The sequence below is a fragment of the Polaribacter haliotis genome (genome assembly GCF_014784055.1).
Lineage (GTDB): Bacteria > Bacteroidota > Bacteroidia > Flavobacteriales > Flavobacteriaceae > Polaribacter > Polaribacter haliotis.
Genome location: NZ_CP061813.1, coordinates 3,203,693 through 3,229,156, shown reverse-complemented (window position 1 = coordinate 3,229,156; position 25,464 = coordinate 3,203,693). Strand labels below are relative to the sequence as shown.

At 28.8% G+C, this 25,464-nt stretch carries 14 protein-coding genes; 8 read left to right on the top strand and 6 right to left on the bottom strand.

The window, feature by feature from the left end:
* The first annotated feature begins 1 nt into the window (after position 1).
* The 4 genes from H9I45_RS13845 to H9I45_RS13830 are packed head-to-tail and all read left to right on the top strand — an operon-like array spanning position 2 to position 2,741.
* Entirely contained in the window at positions 2-688 is a 687-nt protein-coding gene (locus tag H9I45_RS13845; protein ID WP_088354534.1) for an RluA family pseudouridine synthase, read from the top strand.
* Between the two features lie 31 nt (positions 689-719).
* Positions 720-1,754, top strand: a complete 1,035-nt coding sequence (locus H9I45_RS13840; protein WP_088354535.1) for an alkane 1-monooxygenase — start codon at positions 720-722, stop codon at positions 1,752-1,754.
* 7 nt (positions 1,755-1,761) lie between these two features.
* Positions 1,762-2,499 (top strand): nitroreductase family protein, encoded by a 738-nt coding sequence (locus H9I45_RS13835; RefSeq protein WP_088354536.1) that lies wholly within the window; start codon positions 1,762-1,764, stop codon positions 2,497-2,499.
* Positions 2,500-2,501: 2 nt separating this feature from the next.
* A complete protein-coding gene (locus H9I45_RS13830; RefSeq protein ID WP_088354537.1) occupies positions 2,502-2,741 on the top strand; it encodes a hypothetical protein in 240 nt (79 codons plus the stop codon).
* Here H9I45_RS13830 and H9I45_RS13825 read toward each other — a convergent pair.
* Positions 2,728-5,115, bottom strand: a complete 2,388-nt coding sequence (locus tag H9I45_RS13825; RefSeq protein ID WP_088354538.1) for a penicillin acylase family protein — start codon at positions 5,113-5,115, stop codon at positions 2,728-2,730. The genes H9I45_RS13830 and H9I45_RS13825 overlap by 14 nt on opposite strands.
* Before the next feature lie 99 nt (positions 5,116-5,214).
* Between H9I45_RS13825 and H9I45_RS13820 the strand changes: the two genes are divergently transcribed.
* From H9I45_RS13820 to H9I45_RS13805, 4 genes are all read left to right on the top strand, one after another.
* The gene (locus H9I45_RS13820; RefSeq protein ID WP_088354539.1) at positions 5,215-6,378 is read left to right on the top strand and encodes a DegT/DnrJ/EryC1/StrS family aminotransferase; all 1,164 of its coding nucleotides are present in this window, start codon (positions 5,215-5,217) and stop codon (positions 6,376-6,378) included.
* A 1-nt stretch (position 6,379) separates the two neighbouring features.
* Positions 6,380-7,387, top strand: a complete 1,008-nt coding sequence (gene galE / locus H9I45_RS13815; protein ID WP_088354540.1) for a UDP-glucose 4-epimerase GalE — start codon at positions 6,380-6,382, stop codon at positions 7,385-7,387.
* 380 nt (positions 7,388-7,767) lie between these two features.
* A complete protein-coding gene (locus H9I45_RS13810; RefSeq protein ID WP_088354541.1) occupies positions 7,768-7,962 on the top strand; it encodes a hypothetical protein in 195 nt (64 codons plus the stop codon).
* Between the two features lie 117 nt (positions 7,963-8,079).
* The gene (locus tag H9I45_RS13805) at positions 8,080-10,923 is read left to right on the top strand and encodes a M16 family metallopeptidase (protein ID WP_088354542.1); all 2,844 of its coding nucleotides are present in this window, start codon (positions 8,080-8,082) and stop codon (positions 10,921-10,923) included.
* Positions 10,924-11,003: 80 nt separating this feature from the next.
* Here H9I45_RS13805 and H9I45_RS13800 read toward each other — a convergent pair whose 3' ends face one another.
* From H9I45_RS13800 to fabD, 5 genes are all read right to left on the bottom strand, one after another.
* Positions 11,004-16,976, bottom strand: a complete 5,973-nt coding sequence (locus H9I45_RS13800) for a DUF7619 domain-containing protein (RefSeq protein WP_191141231.1) — start codon at positions 16,974-16,976, stop codon at positions 11,004-11,006.
* 300 nt (positions 16,977-17,276) lie between these two features.
* The gene (locus tag H9I45_RS13795; protein ID WP_088355498.1) at positions 17,277-18,020 is read right to left on the bottom strand and encodes a LytR/AlgR family response regulator transcription factor; all 744 of its coding nucleotides are present in this window, start codon (positions 18,018-18,020) and stop codon (positions 17,277-17,279) included.
* A complete protein-coding gene (locus tag H9I45_RS13790) occupies positions 18,011-20,878 on the bottom strand; it encodes a sensor histidine kinase (protein ID WP_088355497.1) in 2,868 nt (955 codons plus the stop codon). The genes H9I45_RS13795 and H9I45_RS13790 overlap by 10 nt, the downstream gene beginning before the upstream one ends.
* Positions 20,879-21,115: 237 nt before the next feature.
* A complete protein-coding gene (locus H9I45_RS13785) occupies positions 21,116-24,112 on the bottom strand; it encodes a T9SS type A sorting domain-containing protein (protein ID WP_191141230.1) in 2,997 nt (998 codons plus the stop codon).
* 258 nt (positions 24,113-24,370) lie between these two features.
* Positions 24,371-25,258 (bottom strand): ACP S-malonyltransferase, encoded by an 888-nt coding sequence (gene fabD / locus H9I45_RS13780; RefSeq protein ID WP_088354035.1) that lies wholly within the window; start codon positions 25,256-25,258, stop codon positions 24,371-24,373.
* Positions 25,259-25,464 lie beyond the last annotated feature (206 nt).

Here is a 25,464-nt window from a genome sequence, read left to right as displayed (position 1 = left end):
AATGCATTCTACGAAAGAGAATTTACAGGTTTTATTTGAAGACAATCATCTTATAATTATAAATAAGAAAGCTGGAGATATTACGCAAGGAGATAAAACTGGCGATAAACCTTTAAGTGATGTTGTTAAAGAATACGTAAAAGACAAGTTTAACAAACCTGGAAATGTTTTTTTAGGAACTGTACACAGATTAGACAGACCTACTTCTGGAATTATAATTTTTGCAAGAACCTCGAAAGCTCTCGAGCGTTTAAACAAAATGTTGCGCGAGAAAACTATAAAAAAAACATATTGGGCAATTGTAAAAAATATGCCTAAAAAAGAATCTGATACACTTATCAACTTTTTAAAAAAGAATCCTAAAAATAATAAATCTTTTGTTCATAAAAAAGAATCTGAAGGCTGTAAAAAAGCAATACTGCATTATAAAATTCTTAAAAAGTTAGACAATTATTCTTTGTTAGAGATTGACTTAGAAACTGGGAGACATCACCAAATTAGAACACAGCTATCTCATATTGGAAGTCCAATAAAAGGAGATTTAAAATATGGTTTTGATAGAAGCAATAAAGATGGTAGTATTTCTTTACATGCTAGAAAAATTAACTTTATTCATCCAGTTACAAAAGAAGAAATTAACGTTTCTGCACCTACTCCAATTGATGCTATTTGGAACGCTTGCAACTAATCATTATCTTTAGAAATTATACCAATTTCTAATGAAAGCCATTAAATACTTTTTAGTTGTAATATTACCAATAGTTGTTTACATTTCTTTTACAAACAGAGGATGGCTCGCTCATTTACCTGCAATTGTATTTTTTGGTTTCGTTCCTTTATTAGAGTTTTTTATAAAACCTAACAAAGAAAATTTTACCAAAGAGGAAGAAAAGATTGAGAAGGAAAATAAAATTTACACCTATATCTTATATGCAACTTTACCAATTCAATTATTTTTTTTAGGCTTCTTTTTTATTGTAATTCAAGAAATTGGTTTAACATATTATGAAATTGCTGGAAGAATATTTGGAATGGGAATTATGTGTGGCGTAATTGGTATAAACGTTGGCCACGAATTAGGACACAGAAATAACAGGTTTGATGAACTTATTGGTGAAATATTATTACTAACTTCTTTAGACACTCACTTTTTGCCTTATCATAATGGTGGACATCATTTAAATGTTGCAACACCAAAAGATGCTGCAACTGCTAGAAAAAATGAAATTATTTTTACTTTTTGGATTCGTTCGCATTTTACAAGTTATTACCAAGCTTGGGTCGTTGAAAATAATCGTTTAAAAAACAGTGGTAGAAGTTGGCTTCATCATCAAAATAGAATGATTATATACACACTTTGTAATATTCTTTTAATAAGTGGTATTTATTTTTTCTTCGGAATATTTGTAACAGTTGCATTTATTTTAGCTGCTATTGCTGGCATTATTTTACTTGAAACCGTAAACTACATAGAACATTATGGATTGCTGAGAAAACAAAACGAAAATGGACGATATGAAAAGGTGAAAAGAAATCATTCTTGGAATTCAGACCACCAAATTGGGCAAGTTTTAATGTTTAATTTATCTCGACATTCAGACCATCATTACAATGGCTCTAAACATTATCAATTATTAAAAACACTGCCAGAAAGTCCACAAATGCCAACTGGTTACCCAGGAATGATGCTACTTGCACTATTTCCTCCATTATGGTTTTTAGTGATGAATAAAAAAATAAAAGAAATATCATAATTAGTTTATGCCAACAGAAAAAACGGTTTCAGAAGCTATTACATATAGACGTTCTGTTAGAATTTATGATGCTGAAAAATCAATTGATAAAAACATCGTAAAGAAGTGTTTAGAACGATCTGCTTTGGCTCCAAATAGTAGTAATATGCAATTATGGGAGTTTTATCATATTACTTCTAAAGAAACCATCGATAAAATTGCGCCTTTTTGTTTTAATCAGAATGCAGCAAAAACAGCACAACAATTGGTTGTTTTTGTAACTCGTAAAGATTTATGGAAAAAACGAGCAAAAGCGAATTTAAAATTTATGGATAGTGTATTTGGTGAAAACAATTCAAAAGAAGAGCAAAGTAGCAGAGAAAAAGCAGCAAGAAATTACTATGGAAAAATTATTCCTTTTGCGTATGCAGATTTTCTAGGAATTCTTGGTTTTCTAAAATATTTATTGGTTGCTGTTATTGGAATTTTTAAACCAATCTACAGACAAGTTAGAAAAAGTGACATGAGAATTGTCGCTCATAAAACCTGTGGTTTGGCTGCGCAAAACTTTATGATTTCCATGGCTGCAGAAGGTTATGATACTTGTCCAATGGAAGGCTCTGATACTTTACGAGTTAAAAAATTACTGAATTTACCTTATGGATCTGAAATAAATATGATAGTTTCTTGCGGAATAAGAACCGAAAAAGGTATTTATGGAGAACGTTTTAGAATTCCTTTTGAGGAAGTTTATAGAGAAATTTAAAAGTGGAAGAATTCTTTGGATTAGGTGTTTTATGGTTAGTTTGTAACTTTATTGGAGGTACAATAAGACACATTTACGGATCCATTTGGAGAACCATTTTCAAAAAACCAAAATACAAATACAAAGAGTACGTTTTTGGAATTGAGAATTCCAAAAACCACTTTGATATCCATGGACATCAATTCAATAATTTAATTATTACTATTGTATTTGTAGCAATAATTATAACTATTCTTTCTTAGGCTTCAAAATCAACACATTCTTACCTTTTTTAACATCAGCATCATTGATGCTCATTTTTACAAATTCTCCATTCAAATATTTTTCGGCTTGATCTTTATAATGCTTGCTAAAAACACGTCCTGATTGTCCTGTTGGAACAATTGCTAAACTATTATCTACATCAGAAAAATCGATAATTCTTCTTGTGGAAGGTCCTGCATTTACTTTGTAAATTCCTGAACTATCTAATTTAAAAATTTGATTATTAATCACTTCATTTCCACCAATGGTTTCAAATGGCCCTACATTAAATAAAGCTCTTAAAACACCACCTGCTTTACCAATTGCATGCTCATACTCTACAGAAATAACTTTATTCCAGGTCCAACCTTCTACATTTTCTCCTAATTGATTTTGTAAAAATAAAATGGCATTTACATAAGATTCATGAATGATTTCCTCTTTTTTTTCAATTTTATCTTTTGTAGAAACATTATCCCACCAAACAGATTTCTCCCTATCAATTTGAATAGGTAAAGCTTGGTCTTGCAATTGAGAATTTATATATAAATCGAAGCTTTCCCCTAATTCATCTTTATAAGTTGCAGCTAAAAATTCATATAAAAATCGGTTGTAAATTGTTGGTGCAACAGCACTTTTTAAATAGGTTCCTTCCCATTTTTCGAGAATAGAAAACGCCATTTTTTCTGACGGACTTAACTTAGATTTATCTACATACTTCAGTAAATTATTACTAATTTCTGAAACTGTAGAAGATTTTACATCGTAAATCATTTCCTCTACATCTTTCTTCGTAAAATTATTTTTTTGCTCTAACATTTCAACAATTCTTTTAGCCCTATCTTGTGGTTGATAGTATCCTGCATACAATTTCCCTCTAACAGTATCTATTTGATTATTGGCAGAATACACATAATTCTTATCAGGATTTATTGCCTGTGGATTTTCGCTAAAAGGTAAAAATCCTAATATCTCGTCTTCTCCAGAAGCACCATTTAAATAGGTTTTAGAAGACAAACTATCTCTTAATTGATATAATTTCGCAGAAGAAAACCAAGCAATATTATCTTTAGCATCTCCATACATTACATTTAAACCAGGAGCGTGAATTTTGGAAACAGCTTTTTTAAAATCACTCAAAGATTTCGAGTGAGAGATTCCGTAAGAAACCTCTAACATTTCGTTTGGCAACTGTGTATAAATCCAATGCATAGCTATTGGTCTTTCATCTACAACATGTTCAATTAAACCATTCATAATTGGCCCATGTTTACTCACCTTTATTTGAAAAGTGGTGTCTGGTTCATTTTTAATATGAATTGTTTTCTCTCTGAACTTATATTTTTGAAAACCATTTACTGTTTTGTACTCTAAAGAATTATCTGGATTATTTTCTTCGATATAAAAATTTAAATCGTCGTTTGCTAACATCGTTAATCCATATGCATATTCTTTATTATGACCCAATAAAGGAAAAGGCATTAACGCAATATTAAAACCGTAGATTTCGAAATCTGGAGTTTTTATATGGTTTTGATACCAAACAGAAGGTTGAGAAAATCCAATATGTGGATCGTTTGCAAAGATTACTTTTCCATTTTTTGTTTTTTCTGGTGCAATAACCCAAGAATTGCTTCCTATAAAAGGAGAAACTGGTAAATCGTTCATAATTGCATTTACTGCATTAGAAATTGTTGCATTTATTTCTTTAGGAACACTTTTTTTATTAATTGTTAGGTATTTACTTTCTACACTTAATAATTCTTCTAAATACGAAGCACCTAACTTCTCTTTAACCTCTGTTAACAGTGGATCCGTTTTATGAGCAACTGCAAAACTAAAAGACATATAACCAAATACATTATACATATCTTTTAGTGTATATTTTTCCTTTTCTATCCCTAACAAATTAAATTCTAAAGGTGTTTTTCCATTTTCTATATATTGGTTTATTCCATTTAAATAAGATTGAGATAAAATATAAGATGGAGATGTTTTATCTAAATTAGCAATTGTTTTATTAGCAGCTTCTTCGATTCCCAAACCTCCAAAAAATTGATCTACTCTCTGCAAATCTTTACCAAATATTTCCGATAATCTTCCTGCAGCAATTCTACGAATCAATTCCATTTGCCACAATCTATCTTGTGCATGCACGTAACCTAAAGCCACATAGGCATCTTGTTGATTGTTCGCATTTATGTGAGGTACTCCAATATCATCAAAATAAATAGTTACTTCTTCTTTTAAATTTTCAATTACTAATTCTCCAGCATATTTTGGCTCTAAAGTTATTTTATAATACCATCCAAAAGCTGCAAAAAGAATAATTAGAACTACAAGTATTTTTAGTGAATTTCTTAAAATCTTCATAAATATTGATTTTTATCAAAGATAAACCATTTATTATTTCCTTATTCATATAGAAACAATGAAAGTTTGTTCGTATTTTTGAGGTTCAAAATTCTTTTTATGAAAAAAATTCAAATGGTTGACTTGCAAGGTCAATATGAACAAATAAAAGAAACCGTAAACACTTCAATTCAAGAAGTTTTAAATACTTCTTCCTACATAAATGGACCTTTAGTTCACGAATTTCAAGCAGATTTAGAGAAATATTTAGACGTAAAACACGTAATTCCTTGTGCAAATGGAACAGATGCTTTGCAAATTGCAATGATGGGTTTGGGTTTAGAACAAGGTGATGAAGTAATTACTGCAGATTTTACATTCGCTGCAACTGTAGAAGTAATTGCTCTTTTAAAATTAACACCTGTTTTAGTAGATGTTGATAAAAATACTTTTAATATAGATATTGAAGCACTAAAAAAAGCAATTACACCAAAAACAAAAGCAATTGTGCCTGTTCATTTATTTGGACAAGTAGCAAATATGGATGCTGTTATGGGAATTGCAAAACAATATAATTTATTTGTAATTGAAGACAATGCACAAGCAATTGGCGCAAATTACACTTTTAAAAATGGTAAAAAACAAAAAGCTGGAACAATTGGAAATGTAGGAACAACATCTTTTTTTCCTTCGAAAAACTTAGGTTGTTATGGAGATGGAGGTGCAATTTTTACAAATGATGATGAATTGGCTCATACTTTAAGAGGAATTGTAAATCATGGAATGTACACACGTTATTACCATGATGTTGTAGGAGTAAATTCACGTTTAGATTCTATACAAGCAGGAGTTTTAAAAGCAAAATTACCACTTTTAGATTCTTATTGTAATGCTCGAAGAAATGCAGCTCGTTTTTACAATAATGCTTTTTCAAACAATCCTAATATAATTACACCAACTACAAAATCGAATGCAACAAATAGTTGTGGCGAAATTTGTGATGTTTGCGATTGTCATGTTTTTCATCAATATACATTACAAATAACCAATGGAAAAAGAGACGAATTACACAAACATTTGTTAGACAAAGGAATTCCGAATGCGATTTACTACCCAGTTGCTTTACATGCTCAAAAAGCATATCAAGACTCTCGTTATAAAGAAAGTGATTTCCCAGTAACTAATGAATTGATTAAAACTGTAATTTCTCTTCCAATGCATACAGAATTAGAAAAAGAGCAATTAGAGTTTATTACAGAAACAATCAACCAATTTATAAAGTAGCATGAAAAAAATATTAGTCACAGGAGGTTTAGGTTTTATTGGCTCTCACACAGTTGTAGAGCTACAAAACGAAGGGTTTGAAGTAGTAATTATTGATGATTTATCGAACACAACTATTAGTGTTTTAGATAAAATTACAGAAATTACAGGTAAAAAACCAGCATATCATAACATCGATTTAAGAGTAAAAAAAGATGTTGTAAATTTCTTTCACAATAATAATGTAGATGGAATTATACATTTTGCTGCTTTTAAAGCAGTTGGAGAAAGTGTCGCAAATCCTTTAGATTATTATGAAAATAATATTGGAAGTTTAGTTTACATCTTACAAGAAATGAGAAATAGAAAATTAGATAATTTTATTTTTTCTTCTTCTTGTACTGTTTACGGACAAGCAGATGAATTGCCAATTACAGAAAACGCACCAGTTAAAAAAGCGGAATCTCCATATGGAAATTCTAAACAAATTGGAGAAGAAATTATTTTTGAAAGCTGTAAAGCACACAATTTAAATGCAATTGCATTGCGTTATTTTAACCCAATTGGTGCTCATGAAAGTATAAAAATTGGAGAATTACCTTTAGGAGTTCCTCAAAACTTAATTCCTTTTGTTACACAAACTGCAGCAGGAATCAGAAAAGAATTATCGGTTTTTGGTGATGATTATCCTACTTCAGATGGAACTGCAGTAAGAGATTACATTCATGTTGTAGATTTAGCAAAAGCACATATTGCTGCGTTAAAAAGATTAATCAATAAAAATAATAAACAAAATTTTGAGTTTTTTAATGTTGGTACAGGAACAGGAAGTTCTGTTTTAGAAGTTATAAAAGCTTTTGAAAAGGCGTCAGGAAAACCATTAAATTATAAAATCGTTGGAAGACGTGAAGGCGACATTACTGCTGCTTATGCAGATACAACAATTGCGAATAAAGAATTAAACTGGAAAACAGAAAAAAATTTAGATGAAGCTTTAGCCTCTGCTTGGAAATGGCAGTTGCAACAGTAATTTAGTTGGCAGTGTTTAGTATTCTCATGGCAGTCTCAGTTTTTAGCCGAAATACATTTAATCATAATTCAACTTTTGTCTTATGTCATATTAAACCATAAGTCGTTTTTACAATTTTTACGCAGAAATCACTCAATTTTAGCTAATTTTTAGTTAAAATTGAGTGATTTTTGTCATTTTTAATCAAAAAACAACATTTTTTCATTTTTAGAATGACAATCATAACTGCTTTCAATTGTCATATCAACAAACATTCATCAATATATTTTTCGGTCTTACATTTCTCAACTCATTCCTAAGGTTTTAACAGTTCTAAATTGACAACAACAGATATCAACCTTAACTTTGTAGCTGATATTATTAATGATAAAAGATAACCAATGAAACTGATTAACATTAAAAGAAAAACACAATTAGAACAACGTCATACAAGAGAAATGGGCGTTCTAACAACCAATGTAACTTACATTAAAAAAATGCTCTTCAACTTAATTCCTGTAGCAACTTTGTACAAATACAGAGAAACGTATTATGGAGAAATAAAAGATTGCGAAGAATGCGTTTTAGCAAAATAGTTTAAAGAAAATCCTGAATTTAAAAGTTCAGGATTTTTTTTTGGCTTTATTTAACAATATATCAATCTATTATCCATATCATTTTAGTAAATTTATTTCTTTAAAATCAATCTAAAAATGAAAAAAATAACCTTCCTATTTGCCAGCATTTTATTATTTATTGCTTGTGACAATTCAACCAAAGAAATTGCTTCCGAAGAAAAAGAACTAAGTATCAACTATGAAAAAATCGAGTTAGATAATGGACTTGATGTTATTTTTCATGTCGACAAATCTGACCCAGTTGTAGCTGTAGAATTAATGGTTCATGTAGGTTCTGCCAGAGAAATTGAAGGTAGAACTGGTTTTGCACATTTATTTGAACATTTACTTTTCTTAGAATCGGAGAATTTAGGAAAAGGAGGTTTAGATAAAATGAGTGCAAGAATAGGTGGTTCTGGAGCAAATGGTTCTACTTCTAGAGACAGAACAAATTATTTACAAACTGTGCCAAAAGATGCTTTGGAAAAAATGATTTGGGCTGAAGCAGACAAATTAGGCTGGTTTATAAATACTGTTACAGATCCTGTTTTAGCAAAAGAAAAGCAAGTAGTTAAAAATGAAAAAAGACAAAGTGTAGATAATAGACCTTATGGACACAACCAATATGTAATTGGTAAAAACTTGTATCCAAAAGACCATCCTTATAATTGGCAAGTAATAGGTTCTTTAGAAGATTTACAAAATGCTACTTTAGATGATGTAAAAACATTTTTTAAAAAATGGTATGTACCTAATAATGCTACTTTGGTTTTATCTGGAGATATAGATGTTGCTCAGGCAAAAGAATGGGTTCATAAATATTTCGATGAGATTCCTAAAGGTGAAGAAATTCCTGCTTTAGACAAAAGACCAGGAAATGTAGCAGAAACAAAGTTTTTATACTATGAAGATAACTTCGCTAGAGTACCACAATTAACTATGGTTTGGCCAACTGTAGAATCTTATCATCCAGACTCTTATGCTTTAGAAGTATTGACCCAATATTTAACTGACGGAAAATCGGCTCCTTTAAATCAAGTTTTAATAGACGATTTAAAATTGACTTCTTATACATCTATGTTTAATTATATTTCTGAATTAGCAGGACAAACACAACTTTCGGTAAGAGCCTTTAATGATAAAAGTTTAGATGAAGTAAAAGCAGGAATTAAAAAAGGTTTTGCAAAATTTGAAGAAGAAGGTATATCAGAAAAAGATTTAAATAGAATAAAAGCAGGACAAGAAACAGATTTTTATAGAAGTTTGTCAAGCGTATTAGGAAAAGGCACAAACCTAGCTTCTTACAATACCTACACAGGAAATCCCGGTTTTGTAACAGAAGATATTAAAAGAACTTTAGCAGTTACAGCAGAAGATGTAATGCGTGTCTATAATAAATACATTAAGGGTAAAAATTATGTTGCCACTAGTTTTGTACCAAGAAATTCTGCAGAATTAGCTTTAACAGGTTCTGAATTAGCTGAAGTTGTAGAAGAGAAAATTGTACAAGGTGCAGAAGAAAAATTCGATCCAAAAATTACTGCAACTTATGAGAAAACACCTTCTTCTTTCGATAGAAGTATAGAACCACCTTATGGAAAAACACCTTCTTTAGCGGTTCCTAGAGTGTATGAAAATAGTTTAGATAATGGTTTAAAAATTTACGGAATAGAAAGTAACGAAGTTCCTTTGGTAAGATTCAATATTTCTATTGATGGAGGACAATTGTTAGAATCGATGGACAAATTAGGTGTTGCAAATTTAACTGCGGATTTATTAAATAAAGGAACAAAAAATAAGACTGTTAAAGAATTAGAAGAAGCTATTCAAGAATTGGGAGCTTCCATTTATGTATATTCTGGAAAAGAAGAAATAACAATAAGTGGAACAACATTGTCTAAAAACTACGACAAAACATTAGCCTTAGTTGAAGAAATGTTATTAGAACCAAGGTTTGATGCTGAAGAATTTGAGTTATTGAAAAAAGCTACAATTGCAAGTTTAAATCAACAAGAAGCAAACCCAAATTCTGTAGCAAGAAATGCTTATAATGAATTAATTTACGGAAAAGACAACATTCGTTCTAAGAACACTTTAGGAACCGTTTCTTCTGTAGAAGCTATTAATTTAGATGATGTAAAAGCTTTTTACAACAATTATATTTCGCCATCTGTTGCTAAAATATTAGTTGTTGGAGATATTTCAGAAAAAGAAATAATTGCATCTTTAGATAATTTAAACACGAAATGGGCTTCAAAAGAAGTAACCATTCCTGAATATAAAACTCCAGATGCTCCAACAAAACCTGCTGTTTATTTTTATGATATTCCAAATGCAAAACAATCTGTTTTACAATTTGGTACACCAGCTTTGGCTGCAACAGATAAAGATTTTTATGCTGCTTCTGTAATGAATTATATTCTTGGTGGTGGAGGTTTTGCTTCTCGTTTAACGCAAGAATTACGTGAAGGAAAGGGATATACTTATGGAATTCGTTCTGGATTTTCTGGTTCAAAAGCAAAAGGTGCTTTTACGATTTCAAGTGGTGTAAGAACTAATGTTACTTTAGAATCTGCTCAATTAGTGAAGAAAATTTTAGAAGAGTATCCAAATACATTTTCAGATAAAGATTTAGAAACCACAAAAAGCTTCTTAATTAAAAGTAACGCAAGAGCTTTTGAAACTGCTGGCGCAAAATTAAGAATGTTATCTAACATAAGCGACTATGGTTTAAAAGCAGATTATGTAAAAGACAGAGAAGCTGTTGTAAACAACATGACCAAAGAGCAAATTAAAGAATTAGCAAACAAATACATAAACCCAGATAAAATGATTTGGTTGGTTGTTGGTGATGCAGAGACACAATTAAAAAGAATGAAACAATTAGGTTATGGAGAACCAATTTTATTGAATAAAACACAGAAACCGATTAAGAATTAAGAGAAATAAATCTCATAAAAAAGTCCCAATTTCTTATTAAAGATTGGGACTTTTAAATTCAAATCAAAAACAAATTACAATTACTTTTTTAGTACTCTTTTTGTACTTATTCCTTTATCTGTTATAATTCTTACCAAATAAATTCCGTTTGAGAATTTGGAGAAATTTATATTTTTATTTGTAGTTTTTGTAACAATTTTTCCTGTTATTGTAAATACCTCAACCATTTTTAGAGTAAGATTATTTTCTAATTCTATGGTTAATCTATTCTCTACAGGGTTTGGAAACATATAAATATCTTCAGAAATATTTATATTATCTACAGACAATACTTTTGATCTACACTCTGCTTCACTTGCAACAAATGTATTTTTAGCATCTTTTTGCCAAGTAGATAAATTACTAGCATTTACATCATCAACTAAAATACAAGTAAGTTTTGGTGTGTTTTTAGAATTGAAAGAAATGATATTTGCATTGTTTCCATTTTGAAAACTTACAGTTACCAAATTAGGGTTGTTACTAATATCTACATTTTTTAAGTTTGTTAAGGTATTAAAATCTAAAACTTCGAAACTATTATCATTTAAAACAATCGTTTCCAAAGCCATTGCTGTTGTTTTTCGGATTGTTTTTGTTTTTCCTGTAGATTTTGCGATTAATCCAAAAGTAGAATTGGTAAGTGGACTTAAATCTGTAATTCCATTTCCAGAAACGTCTAATTGTAAAATACTAGTAAATGCTTGTAAGCCTTCTACATCTGTAATTCCTGTTCCACTTAAGTTTAATTCTCCATTTGCATCTCCAGTAAAAGCTGCTGCTTCTGCAACAGTAATAGCTCCATCATTATCTGCATCTAAATTTGGAATTGTTAATAATACAGTTGTGGTTGCAGAAGATGTCATAACAGACCAAACTGCAGAACAATCTGTGTTAAAAATAGATTGAGAATCTACCAAGCCAGCATTGGTATAATAACTCCAATTACTATATTGATAAAAATCAACCTCTATACAAGTTAAAGTTAGATTATTTTTAGCAGAAAAAGAGTTGACTCTACTATTCTTAAGGTTTAATGAGGTTAATTTATTACCTGAACATTGAAGTGTACTTAAAGAAGGATTATTAGAGAAATCTAATTTTGTTATTTTATTATTTGTCACATGAAATTGTATTAAACCACTTATTTTGTCTAATCCCATTACTTTATCAATTAAATTATTATCAGCATATACGTTTGTTAACAATAGATTATTACTCAAATCTAATTCATTTATCAAATTATTTGAAGCTGTAATTCCTTTAAGATTTTGGTTTTGGCTAAAATCTAACGATTGTAATAAATTATTATTTATGGTTAGAAACTCTAATAATGGGCTTACAGTAAAGTTCACATTTGATAATAAGTTATCTTGAGCCTCTAAAGTTTTCAAATTAGCATTTAAAATCAAGGTTGTTAATTTATTATTCTGACATCTTAAAGTGGATAAACCTGTATTATTAGATATATCCAAATCTGATATTAAGTTATTTTTACATTCAAAGATGTTTAAAGCTATGTTTTGGGATACATCAAAAACGCCTGCTATTTGATTATCTTGACATTTAAGCCTTATTAAACTTGTGTTTTTGGATACATCTAAACTTGTTAATTGATTATCATTACATTGTAGATAAATAAGTGCTGTATTCTGTGTAAGATTTAAATTTGTTAGATTATTACCATTGGTGTATAATTGAGTTAAAGCAGTATTCTGGGAGACATTTAAATTTGTTAAGTTATTACCATTACAATAAAGAACTGATAAAGACATATTATTTGAAAAATCTAAATTACTCAATTGGTTGTTTGAAATAAACAGTGTATTTAAATCTACAAAATCTTCAATTCCCTTTAAATCTGAGATATTAGAAGAATTAACATTTAGTGTTGTAATCGTATTAATATCAGCAGTAAAAACCTGCCCATTTATAACCCCATCAGTATCAATATTTAAAGCGATTAATCTTTGCTCAAAATTTGCATCTGGTATTAAGGTAATCTGTTGTGATGCACAAGTTGCGTTAAAATTATGAGCAGCATCTTTAAGCCAACCTGTTAAACCAACATTTGGTGTTGCTGCATCTGCTGTAATACAAGTTAAATTCGGATTATTTTTAATATCTAAACTTAAAAAATTAGCATTGTTTCCATTGGCGATATTCAAATTTGCTAATAATGGATTATTTTTAACAAATACGATTTCTAATATAGGATTTGCAGAAACATCTAAACCTGTTAGCTGGGTTGTATCTAAAAATAATTCCTTTAAAATTGGGTTGTTACTAAAGTCTAAACTTGTTAATGGACTTCTTAAAAAAGATACTGTTCTTAGCTTGGTATTTTTACTAAAATCTATTGTAGCAATATTGCTATCTCCTGCAATTAGGCTTATTAACTTAGTATTTTTAGTAACATTAAGATTAGAAATTGCATTTAAGTCGCATCTTAAAAACTCCAAAGAAAGGTTAAGGTCTGTATTTACACTTGTTGTAAATAAATTGTCTCCATAACCTAATTGTTCTAATTTTAAATTCTTAGAAACATCTAATGTAGATAATTTATTATCATATAATTCTAATGTTTTTAAATCTATATTAGAACTTACATCTAAAGTATTTATTAAATTTTTAGATGCAGCAATATTAAATAATTTCACATTATTAGTAACATCTAAAGCTGATAGTTTATTATCATCACATCTAAAATCTTCTAGATCTAAATTTTTAGAAATATTTATGGATGTTAATAAATTTGTACTACAATCTAAATATTTTAAACTTGCAAAATCTTGAATCCCAGTCATGCTTGCAATAGATAAATTTGGCACTGCTAATTTTGTAACATTTTGTATTCTGCTGGTAAATACGTAATTATCTAAAGGATCTGAAGCTGTTAATGCATTACCCATACTTGTTGTAGCTGCTTTAGCTACCATGTTACCATTTGCATCGTGTGTTTCCAAATAATTTTCTAAATTATCATCTGGTACGTATGTTAAACTATTTGCACATAATGTTGCAGAAAAATTATTTTGAGCATCTAATGTCCATGCAGCTAGACCTATTGCAGGTGTTGCTATATCTGCAGTAATACAGGTTAAATTTGGATTGTTAATAATAAAAAGTGTGTATATATTTATATTATTTCCATTTGCAATATTTAAGCTAGATAAATTATTATTGATGGCACTTAAAGAAGTAAGTAAATTATTTCTACGAACATCTATTGCTTTTAAATTATTGTAATCTAATACTAAAGTTACTAATGCTTTGTTATTACAAACATCTATATGAGTTAAATTATTATTATCTGCTGCTAAAGAATGTAATTTTAAATTTTTTGAAACATCTAAGCTTAATATTTGATTTTTACCACAATAAAGTAATTCTAAATCTAAATTAAAATTTACGTTTAATGTTGTTAAATTATTTTCATCAGTATATAAAACTTTAAGTTTTGTGTTTTTTGACACATCTAAATTAGTTAACAAATTTCGTGTTAGCCTTATATCTTCTAATAAGATATTTTTGCTAATGTTTAAATTTACAATTTGATTATCAGAAGCATTTAATGTTTTTAAACTTACAAAATCTTCAATACCAGTTAAATCAGAAATTTTAGCATTTACATTTGGTAAATTTGGGTTATTTGTAGGGTCTGAAATATTTAAACTTGTAATTGTATTAATATTTGCAGTTAATACATAATTATCTAAAACACCCGAATCATAACCTAAATCAATTAAAGCTTGCTCAAAAGCATCATCTGGCACGTAAGTAGCGTTTGGTATTGGAATTTGAGTTTGTGCAACATTGGTAATTATTGGTGAATTAAAATCGAAAACAATATCTGCTCCACAATCTACAATATCTCCAATTGCAAAAGTACTCTTTGGTTTTGCTTTAAAAAGTATCCAACCATTACTTCCAGCAGGATCTGTAGTATTATCTGGTAAATTAATATTCGAAAAATTAAAATTAACTTCTCCTGTTGTTGGGTTTAAAGTTGTACTGTAAGAATGTGAAGCACTAATAGGTATAAAAGTCGCCCAATCTAAATCTACATCTAAAAGAGTTTTTACGTTTACATTAATTGCAGATGCACTTCCTGTATTTTGAAAACGGATTCTAAAATTTAAATCTTGTGTGGCTTGCAATGCTGTTATGTGTGGCCCTTCTAAAATTGTAGCATCATTTGGGTCGTAAGCATTTACAACAGGTTGTACCAAGGTGAAATTATTATCATTTTGGCTTATATCTGAAGTTAATGGAGTGATTGACGCCAGAAAATTCAATAAATCTCCGCTATTTAAAGGATTTATGGCTTGTGTTGGTGTATTATTTGTAAACGTTACATCTATATCTCTTGTTTCAAAGGGTAATAAATTACTATAATTCCAAGTTAACGAATTTGATGTTACACTACTTGTTAGTTGATTCGCAGAAACAAAAAACGTCTTATTGTCTTCGAAATTTAAAACAACATTTCCACTTACTGTAGTGTTTCCTGAATTTGAGTACTGAACTCTGTATGTACTTATAAAACCGGGCCTTGCATCTGTAATAGGAATTATTAAAACACTAACATCATCTCCTATTATAGAGGAAGCCATACAAAAGTCTTGATTTGAAACTGTTTGTGAAGTTCCACTTACAAATGTGTTTGAATAATTTATTGGATTTGCAGTAAATCCGTTTGCGATTACTTCTGTAGTTACTGCTCCACTTTCGTTAATTGAAAATGTATAATCTCCATTTGCATTTGTTGTTGCAAAATAAGTTCCATTTACACCCGTAGTTTTTAACTGAATATTTGGCATGGGACTTGAGCCAGAAACACAATTATTGTTTCCTAAATCTAAATTTATATTTCCGGTAATTTGTTGCACAACATTAGTATTACCACTAGGTATTACAGTTATATTTAAAGTACTTGATGCATTACTAAAACCATCTGAAATTGTATATAATATTTGAGGAAATGCTCCACTAAAATTATTCGCTGGTGCAAAAACGTAACTACCATCTGTACTAATAGTTATGGTTCCTTCTTGTAATACTATTGGAGCTCCAACTGTATAAGAAGTTCCATTAATTATAATATCTAAAACAGATAAAAAATCTCCATCTATATCTGTATCATTAGATAACAATCCATTTGCTGTAGTTACTGTTAAAGATGTATTTTCTGTAGTTGTATTTGTATCTGGCACAGCAATAGGAACATCGTTAACTGGTGTAACTGTAAGATCTAAAGTACTTGTTACAGAACTTGTACCATCTGAAACTGTATAGGTTATTTGTGGAAAAGTTCCGTTAAAATTGGCAGTTGGAGTAAAAGTGTAGCTTCCATCTGCATTTATTATAATATCTCCTTCTTGTAAATTAGCAGTAGTACCAACAACATAACTTGTTCCACTTACTGTAAAAAGTGTTACAACAATATTATCTCCATCTATATCTGAATCATTATTTAACAATCCATTTGCTCCTGTAACTGTTAAAATAGTATCTTCTGATGTTACATTTGTATCTGGTACAGCTACTGGAGCATCATTTACTGGTGATACAGCAATAAATACTGTTGCAATATTAGATAGCAAACCTTGATTGTCTTTTATCGAATACTTAACATTTGCTGTTCCATGGAAATTAGTTTCTGGATTAAAAGTAACATTCCCCAAATTATCTACAGTATAATTTCCAATACCAGAAATTATTAATGGAGTTGTAGAATTACCTGTATTACTAGAATTACTTGGATCTATTAAAAGTATTGCTGTGGGATCTATAGAAACATCATCTGTATCGTTTGCGGAAATAGTTGAAATCGTAATTGAAGTATCTTCTAATGTTGTATTATTTAGATCATCTACTGCAACTGGTGGATTGTTTACTATATTATTGATAATAAATGAATTGTAAATGTTTGGTTTTAGGTTTTCACTCATTAATTTTGAAGTAAAAAATAAAGAAGTAAGAATCGATAATAAAAGTAATTTTGTTTTCATTTTGATAGAATTTTTCACAAAAATGAGGTTTGTATAAGAAATTTCATAGTCTGAATCTTTTATCAGTTTAATTCATTCTATGAAAGGTATTTTTAATAATAAATCAATTATTCTTTTACAAAACCAAATTGATGCTGTTTATATGCTACAAAATTGAATTATTTTTTGCGAGAAAAAGCAAGGTAAAAAACCCTTTATCTTGTGTTTTTACCCTGATTATTATATAAAAAAATGAGCTCAATTAAAATATTGAGCTCATTTTTTTATAAATTACTTAAAATCCTAGTTTACTTACATTTTCTACTTTTTTAAACTGCTTAAAAAGTCAGATCTTCGATTTCTTGATACTGGAAGTTTATGGTTTTGGTTTAATACAACATATCCTTCATTCAAATATTTTTCGATACAATCTACATTTATTAAATACGATTTATGAATTAAATAAAAATCTTGATTTTCTAATAACTTAAAAAAATGTCCAATACTGTAAGAGCTTAATATTGGTTTGTCATCTATAAAATGAATTTTCGTATAACCATCTGTACCTTCACAAAAAATAATCTTATTAATTTCTACAAACTCCAATCCTTGTTGAGAAGGAATTACAATTTTCTTCTTTTGAAAAGTGTGAATCCCTAAATTTTCTATTAGTAATTTATTTTTTTCTAAGGCAGTTTTTTCTTCAATATTTTTAATTGCTTTGTTTACAGTTATTACCAAATCTTCGTTATCTATTGGTTTTACTAGATACCCAATTGCACAATGTTTAATAGCTTCAATTGCATAATCGTCGAAAGCAGTTGCGAAAATAATCTCGAATTTTGGTGAAGCAATTTTAGATAGAATATCGAAACCACTCATTATTGGCATTGCAACATCTAAAAAAACCAATTGTGGTTGTAATGTATTTATAAGTTCTAAACCTTCTTCTGGATCTTGAGTTTCGCCAATTATAGTAACATTTGGGCACAATCGCTCTAACTTATTTTTTAGAATCGCTAGTGCTTTTCGCTCATCATCAATTAAAATAGCAGTTATTTCCATAGTTTTGGTTGGTTGAATGTTAAAGTAACTCTTGTTCCTGTAGCGTTTTCTATTTCTGATACATCTTGAATCTTATACACAATTTCCCAATCGTTACTTTGTTTTAATAATTCTAGTCGCTCCTCTAAAACCATAGTAGATTTAGATTCGTAATTTTTTGAGGAATTGTTGTGCATTAATTTCGATTTTAAAATTCCAATCCCATCATCTTCTACAATTACTTGAAATGAATTTTCTTTAATTTTATTGATTAAAATTTTCACGAAACCATTTTCTTTTTTGTGAAACAAACCATGGTTTACAGCATTTTCTACAATGGGCTGTAACATCATGGAAGGTATCATTTGCTCATCAATATCTATATTTTTATCAACATTTATAGCGTAATTTAATTTTTCTTCGAAACGTAATTTTTCTATTTGAAGATAATTATCTAACAAGTTTATTTCTTCTTTTATAGAAATGTTTTGCTTTCTGGAATACTCAAAAAACATACGAATTAACTTCGAAAATTTCACTAAATAATTTTCTGATAATTCCACTTCATTTCGTTGAATAAAATATTGAATTGCATTTAAAGAATTATGCACAAAATGAGGATTCATCTGGCTACGTAAAGCCTGAAGTTCTAAACCAGCTATTTTTTTATCTAACTGCGCTTTAGAACGTTCCTTTTTTCTAATTTGTTTTTTCGTGAATTGTACAAAAGCAATAAAACATAAAACACCGAATAAACCAAAACCAATTTTTGCAATAATTGTTTGCCACCAATTTGGTAAAACATTTATGTGTTGCGCTTTTATAACTTCATTAAAATGTTGGTCTGTTGCTTTTACTTCTAATTGATAATTATTTGGAGAAAGATTAGAAAAATTTAAAATTTTGGTTTGTGTAGTTGTCCATTTTTCTTGAGAAGGTAACAATCTATATTCATACTTCACATACTCTTGATTTGTATAATCTTGCAAACCAAACGTTATAGAAATATTATCTCTTGCCTTTTTACTAAAACTTAAAGTATCTTTTTTAGTTTTAAAATATAATTTTGGTTTTTGATAATAAATAGGATTTTTTGTGTTTATTTTTGCGATTCCTATATCTGAAGCTACATACAAAGTATCCTTTTCTACATAAATATCGTTTGTGTTATTCTGCAATAATCCATCTGCATCATAAAAATTATTGGTTATTTTAGAGTTTGCCAAATCTTGTTGGTTTAAAGTAACTTCCACAACTCCTTTTTGAGTTGCTAACCATAATTTATTACCAACTTTTTGAGTTTTTTGTATGATTAAATCTTCTGTGTTTTTTAATAAAATTGTTTGCTCTTTATTATGCAAATAAACACCCAAACCATCCGTAGAAATAACTAAAAAATCATTCGTTTTTTCAATATGATTAATACTTGCATTTACAATTGGATTTGTGTTGTTTGGTTTTACCAAAGAATCATTTTTTAGCAACCATAAACCATCACTTCCACCTGCATAAACTTCATTTTTAAAAAGTTCTATTTCTACTAATCCAGATTTTCTTTGTAAAGATTTACCAAGTTTTGTTATGTTAGAAAATTTTGAAATATCCATTGAAGTCAATGATAAAAAAACATCATCCTTTTTTATAAAATCTTTAAATCCACTATAATATGTTTCAGACAAACTTTTAAAAGTTAAAAGTTCAAGTTTATTTTTATTACAAAAATAACTTTCAAACCCAGAAACTACTAAATTATCTTTAATTTGATAAATTGAAGTTCCTTTAGTTGATAAATCTTTTCTTATGTATTCGTTTTTAACATCATAGAAGCCTTCTTTTTCTACACCCGCAATTAATTTTTTATTAAATACGCCTATTTTTTTTGTAGCTTTTTTTTCAAGATAATAGTTACTTATTAATTGTTGTTTTGAATAATAATAAACTCCATTTTTACCAACTAACCAAACTGAACCTTTGCTATCTAAAAACGCACGTTTAAAGTTTAAATCTTCAGAAAACTTATACTTTTGAATGAAATTAAACTCTTTATCAAAAATTAATAAATTATTATCTAAAGTGCTTTGAATCGTTTTTTTAGTTGCTTTTAAAAGAGAAATTGAAGAAGTGTTACCAAGCTCTAAATCTCTATATCTAATAACTTTAATTGAAAGCTTTTTAGAATCGATACACAAATAAAAATCTTTAAAATAAAATAGTAATAAATTGTTAGATGTAAGAATACTTCTTCGAAAATCCTTGTAACGTAATTCTCTAGTAGAAAAGTTAATATTTACTTGTTTAATTTTTTTAAAATTGCTATCAAAAAAAATAATTTTATCTTTTAGCAATCCTATAAAAATTTTATTTACAGGATTATAAAAAGCTCGACTTTCTTTAGATTTTTCATCTAATTTGTGCTGTAAATTCACCCAATCACTTTTTATATTTAATGCTATTATTTGTTGTTCGTCAAACTCATAAAAATCATCTTCAGCTAAATAAATATTATTGTTACCAAAATATACAATTGGAGAAATAACAGTATTGTTATTAGTCTTAAATTTATAAACACTATCGCTTTTAATAAAACCTTGGTATTTACTTTTAGAAAAATACCACAAACGATCTTTATAATCTCTATCTAATAACCAAATATCGTTATTTGGCAGACCGTCTTTTATGGTAAAAGTTTTAAAAGATGCTCCATCGTATTTTGCAAGACCTCTATTTGTAGCAAACCACATAAAGCCATCTTTATCTTCTAAAACATCGTAAATATGATTGCTTGGTAAACCATCTTTTACGGTTAAATGAAGAGGTTCTTGTGCAAATAAATTTAGACAAGAGCAAAAGAAAAATAGTATGGATATTTTTTTTAACACGTTTAAAGATAGTTTTTATAGAAAAGCCACGAAAATAATCTCGTGGCTTTTTTCAAATAATGAAACTGTGTTTCCCTCTTTTTCTTTTTCTATAGTTCTGTAAATATAATTTCTTGTTAAAAGATTTACTATGGCTATTCTATAAAGTGCTTCTTTGATACTATAAAGAAGTATTCTAATTATAGTAAAAGTGCTTGAGTAAAAAATAACTTTTACAATCAAATAAAGTTTAAAATTTTATTTTTTAATAACCTTTCTTGTAATTATTCCTTTTTCTGTAATTACTTTAACAATATATATTCCGTCAGAAAATTCTGAGAAATTAATATTTTTAGAAGTGGTTTCTGACACTAATTTACCTAACACTGTATAAGTTTTTACTTTTTTAATTGAATTTGAATTATTCAATTTTAAAGTTAACATATCTGTTACTGGATTTGGAAACATTTCTATGGAAGAATTTAAATCGTAAGTATTTGTAGAAAGCACTTTTGCTCTACACTCTGCTTCACTTGCAACAAATGTATTTTTAGCATCTTTTTGCCAAGTAGATAAATTACTAGCATTTACATCATCAACTAAAATACAAGTAAGTTTTGGTGTGTTTTTAGAATTGAAAGAAATGATATTTGCATTGTTTCCATTTTGAAAACTTACAGTTACCAAATTAGGGTTGTTACTAATATCTACATTTTTTAAGTTTGTTAAGGTATTAAAATCTAAAACTTCGAAACTATTATCATTTAAAACAATCGTTTCCAAAGCCATTGCTGTTGTTTTTCGTATTGTTTTTGTTTTTCCTGTAGATTTTGCGATTAATCCAAAAGTAGAATTGGTAAGTGGACTTAAATCTGTAATTCCATTTCCAGAAACGTCTAATTGTAAAATACTAGTAAATGCTTGTAAGCCTTCTACATCTGTAATTCCTGTTCCACTTAAATTTAACTCTCCATTTGCATCTCCAGTAAAAGCTGCTGCTTCTGCAACAGTAATAGCTCCATCATTATTTGCATCTAAACCTGTAATTGTTAATAATACAGTTGTGGTTGCAGAAGATGTCATAACAGACCAAACTGCAGAACAATCTGTATTAAAACTGTGTTGTGTATCTTTAGCTGTCCAATTAGCATTTGCATATGCTACATCACTTACTTCAATACAAGTTAAACCAGGGTTATTTCTAATATTAAAAAAACCTGTTTGAATTAAATTATTTGCATTGTTTTTTAAATTTAAACTCGTTAATTTATTGTTTGTAGCATTAAGTCTTTCTAATAAAATATTAGTAGATAAATCTAAAGAAGTTATTAAGTTATTCGCTAAAGTAAGTCTCTTTAAATTTGAGTTAGCAGCAGTATTTAAAGAAGTAAGTTTGCCATTTAAACTTTTAAATTCTTCTAATTTAGGTAAACCACTTAAATCTACATTTGCAACTAAATCACTACCCAATTGTATGTATTCTACATCTGGTAAATTACCAAAAGTTACATTGGTTAAAGCTGCATTTAAGCCTAGTGTAATTCTTTTCATTTTTAGGTTTGAAGAAAAATCTATTGTAGAAAAAACATTCCCAAACAAGTAGCCAAAAATTTCTAAATCTCTAAAATCTTTTAAACCTGTAAAATCTGCGATTGTATTTGGACTTTGAATATCTAATTTTATTACAGTTTCTATTCTGTGGGTAAAAACTTTCCCATCGTTTGCAATTGCATTCCCCATACTATTTATATGACCCAAGGCAACTACATTTCCATTTCTATCATGGGTTTCTAAATAATTTTCAAAAGCGGCATCTAGCACATTTGTGGTTGGGTAATTGCAGTTTACACTAAAAGAAGAAGTTGCATCAATTTGAGTAGCAAAATTTGTTGTCCAATAAGCTGAATCATCTACCTGGATACATGATAAATTTGGGTTCAATTTAGCATCAAAATAAGAAATAGTTGTATTCGAAATATTCTTTAAATTCAATGTTTTTAAATTATTGGTGTGCAATTCCAAAAAACCAGCAGCTGTATTTACACTTAAATCTAAATTTTCTATATTATTTCTACTACAAACCAACCATTCTAAAGCGACATTACTACTTACATCTAAGTTTTTTATAGTATTACTTCTAACCCATAATTGCTTTAAACCGATATTTTTTGATACATTTATTTCAGTTAGAGTATTATTATTTAAGTAAATTTTTTCTAAGCTTATATTCTCAGTAAGGTTTACTGTCGAGATTGTATTTGTATTTGCTTTTAATTCTGTTAATGCTATAAAATCTTCAATCCCTGTTAAATCGGATATGGATTGATTAGAAACATCTAATGCAGTAATTGTATTTATATTAGATGTTGTTACCAAATCATCATTAGCAATTCCATTACCCATACTATTGGCCTCTAAATATGCTTCAAAATTATCATCTGGTATATAAGTTGCTGGATTTGCACAATCTTCATTAAATATTGGTCCATGTTGTTGATACCAAGTTGTTAATCCATTAATTGGAATACCAGCATCTACCTCTACACAAGTTAACATTGTATTTCCCAAAAGCTGTACAATATCTATATTTGCTGTAGTTCCTGTTTTTAATGTTACAGATGATAATAAAGTATTATTAGAAATATAAACTCTTTTTAGCCCAGTTAATGTCGATAAATCTAAAGAATTCATCGCATTTGATTTTTGGAATATAAACTCTTCTAAACTTGTTAAATTAGAAATATTAAAAGAAGTTAAAGAAGAGAAATCTCCAATGTGTATTTTTTTCAACCCTAATAAAGCAGTAAAATCTAAAAATGTTATTATTGTAGAACCTCTTAAAGTCAAATCTTCCAAACTCGTTAAACCAGTAATATTTAAATTTGTGAGGTTTGGAAAACTTCTAATAATTATAGATTTTAAATTTAAATTCTCCGATAAATCTACATCTGTTAAAGCTACATTATTTCCATCAAAAGTAAAACTTTCTAAAGCTGCAAAATCTTCGATACCATCTAACTTTTCAATTCCTAAAAAAGATAAGGATAAAGTTTTAAGAGTATCAATTTTTGAAGTAGTTACCAAATTATTACCATCTGTTCCATCTCCTAAACTATTAGCATCTCCAACTGTAACAACATTACCAGAAGCGTCGTGTGTTTCTAAGTAAGTTTCAAAAGCATCATCTGGCACAGAAGTTTGAGAATAGATTGTTAAACTTAACAATGTTAAAATTAATAGTAATTTTGTTTTCATAATTTAATTTTTAAAAGTTGTTACAAATATTAGAGAAAAATAATTTTCACAGTAAGGAAAAACACCTAACTTAAACAGTTTTTTAACTCTCTAAAATTTATTTATTAAACTCAAAAATCATTTATTAAAACATAAAATCATATAACCAATTCTTTAAAGGTTCATTTCATTCGACAATTGGTAACAGATAATTTCTAAACAAAAAAAAGACCATAGTTTCCTATGATCTTTAAATTTCATTATATTAAATACGATTGCTTATTCTGCCAAAGAAGCTCCACTCGCAGCAACACTTCTATCTATTTTACGCATTAAACCTTGTAAAACTTTCCCTGGTCCAACTTCTATAAATTCGGTTCCACCATCAGCAATCATTGCTTTTATAGATTGTGTCCATTTTACAGGCGCAGTTAACTGAATCATTAAATTTTTCTTAATCTCATCTGCACTTGTAACAGCACTTGCAGTTACATTCTGGTAAACTGGACAAGTTGGTTCGCTAAATTCAGTTGCCTCAATTGCAGCAGCTAATTCCTCTCTTGCAGGTTCCATCATTGGTGAGTGAAATGCTCCACCAACAGGCAATAAAATTGCTCTTTTTGCTCCTTTTTCAGTTAATACTTTACACGCTTTTTCAACCGCTTCAATTTCTCCAGAAATTACCAATTGTCCAGGACAATTGTAATTTGCAGCCACTACTACTCCATCTATTTCTGCGCAAGTTTCTTCAACAATATGGTCGTCCAAACCTAAAACTGCAGCCATTGTAGAAGGTGCAGCTTCACACGCTTTTTGCATTGCCAAAGCACGTTTAGAAACCAATGTTAATCCGTCTTCAAAAGACAAAACTCCGTTTGCAACCAATGCAGATAATTCTCCTAAAGAATGTCCAGCAACCATTTCTGGTTTAAAATCGTCTCCTAAAACCTTCGCCAAAATTACTGAATGTAAGAAAATTGCAGGTTGTGTAACTTTCGTTTCTTTTAATTGTTCTGCAGTTCCTTCGAACATAATATCTGTAATAGAGAACCCTAAAATATCGTTCGCTTTCTCGAAATATTCTTGTGCTAAAGGCGACTTTTCGTACAAATCCAATCCCATTCCTGTAAATTGTGCTCCTTGACCAGGAAATATATATGCTTTCATTTTTACTATTTTTATTCGTTTAGTTGTCGGCAAAAATAATCATTTTTATTTGAAGCTATTTCCTGCTTTCACTACTCGCTTTTTTTATTCAAAAAAGAATAAAAAAGAGCTCAAACAAACCGTTCAATCAGGGCTAAACCAATCAATTAAATAATAGCAAGTCTAAAACTAAACACATTATTTAATAACTTTGAAGGTATACTTGT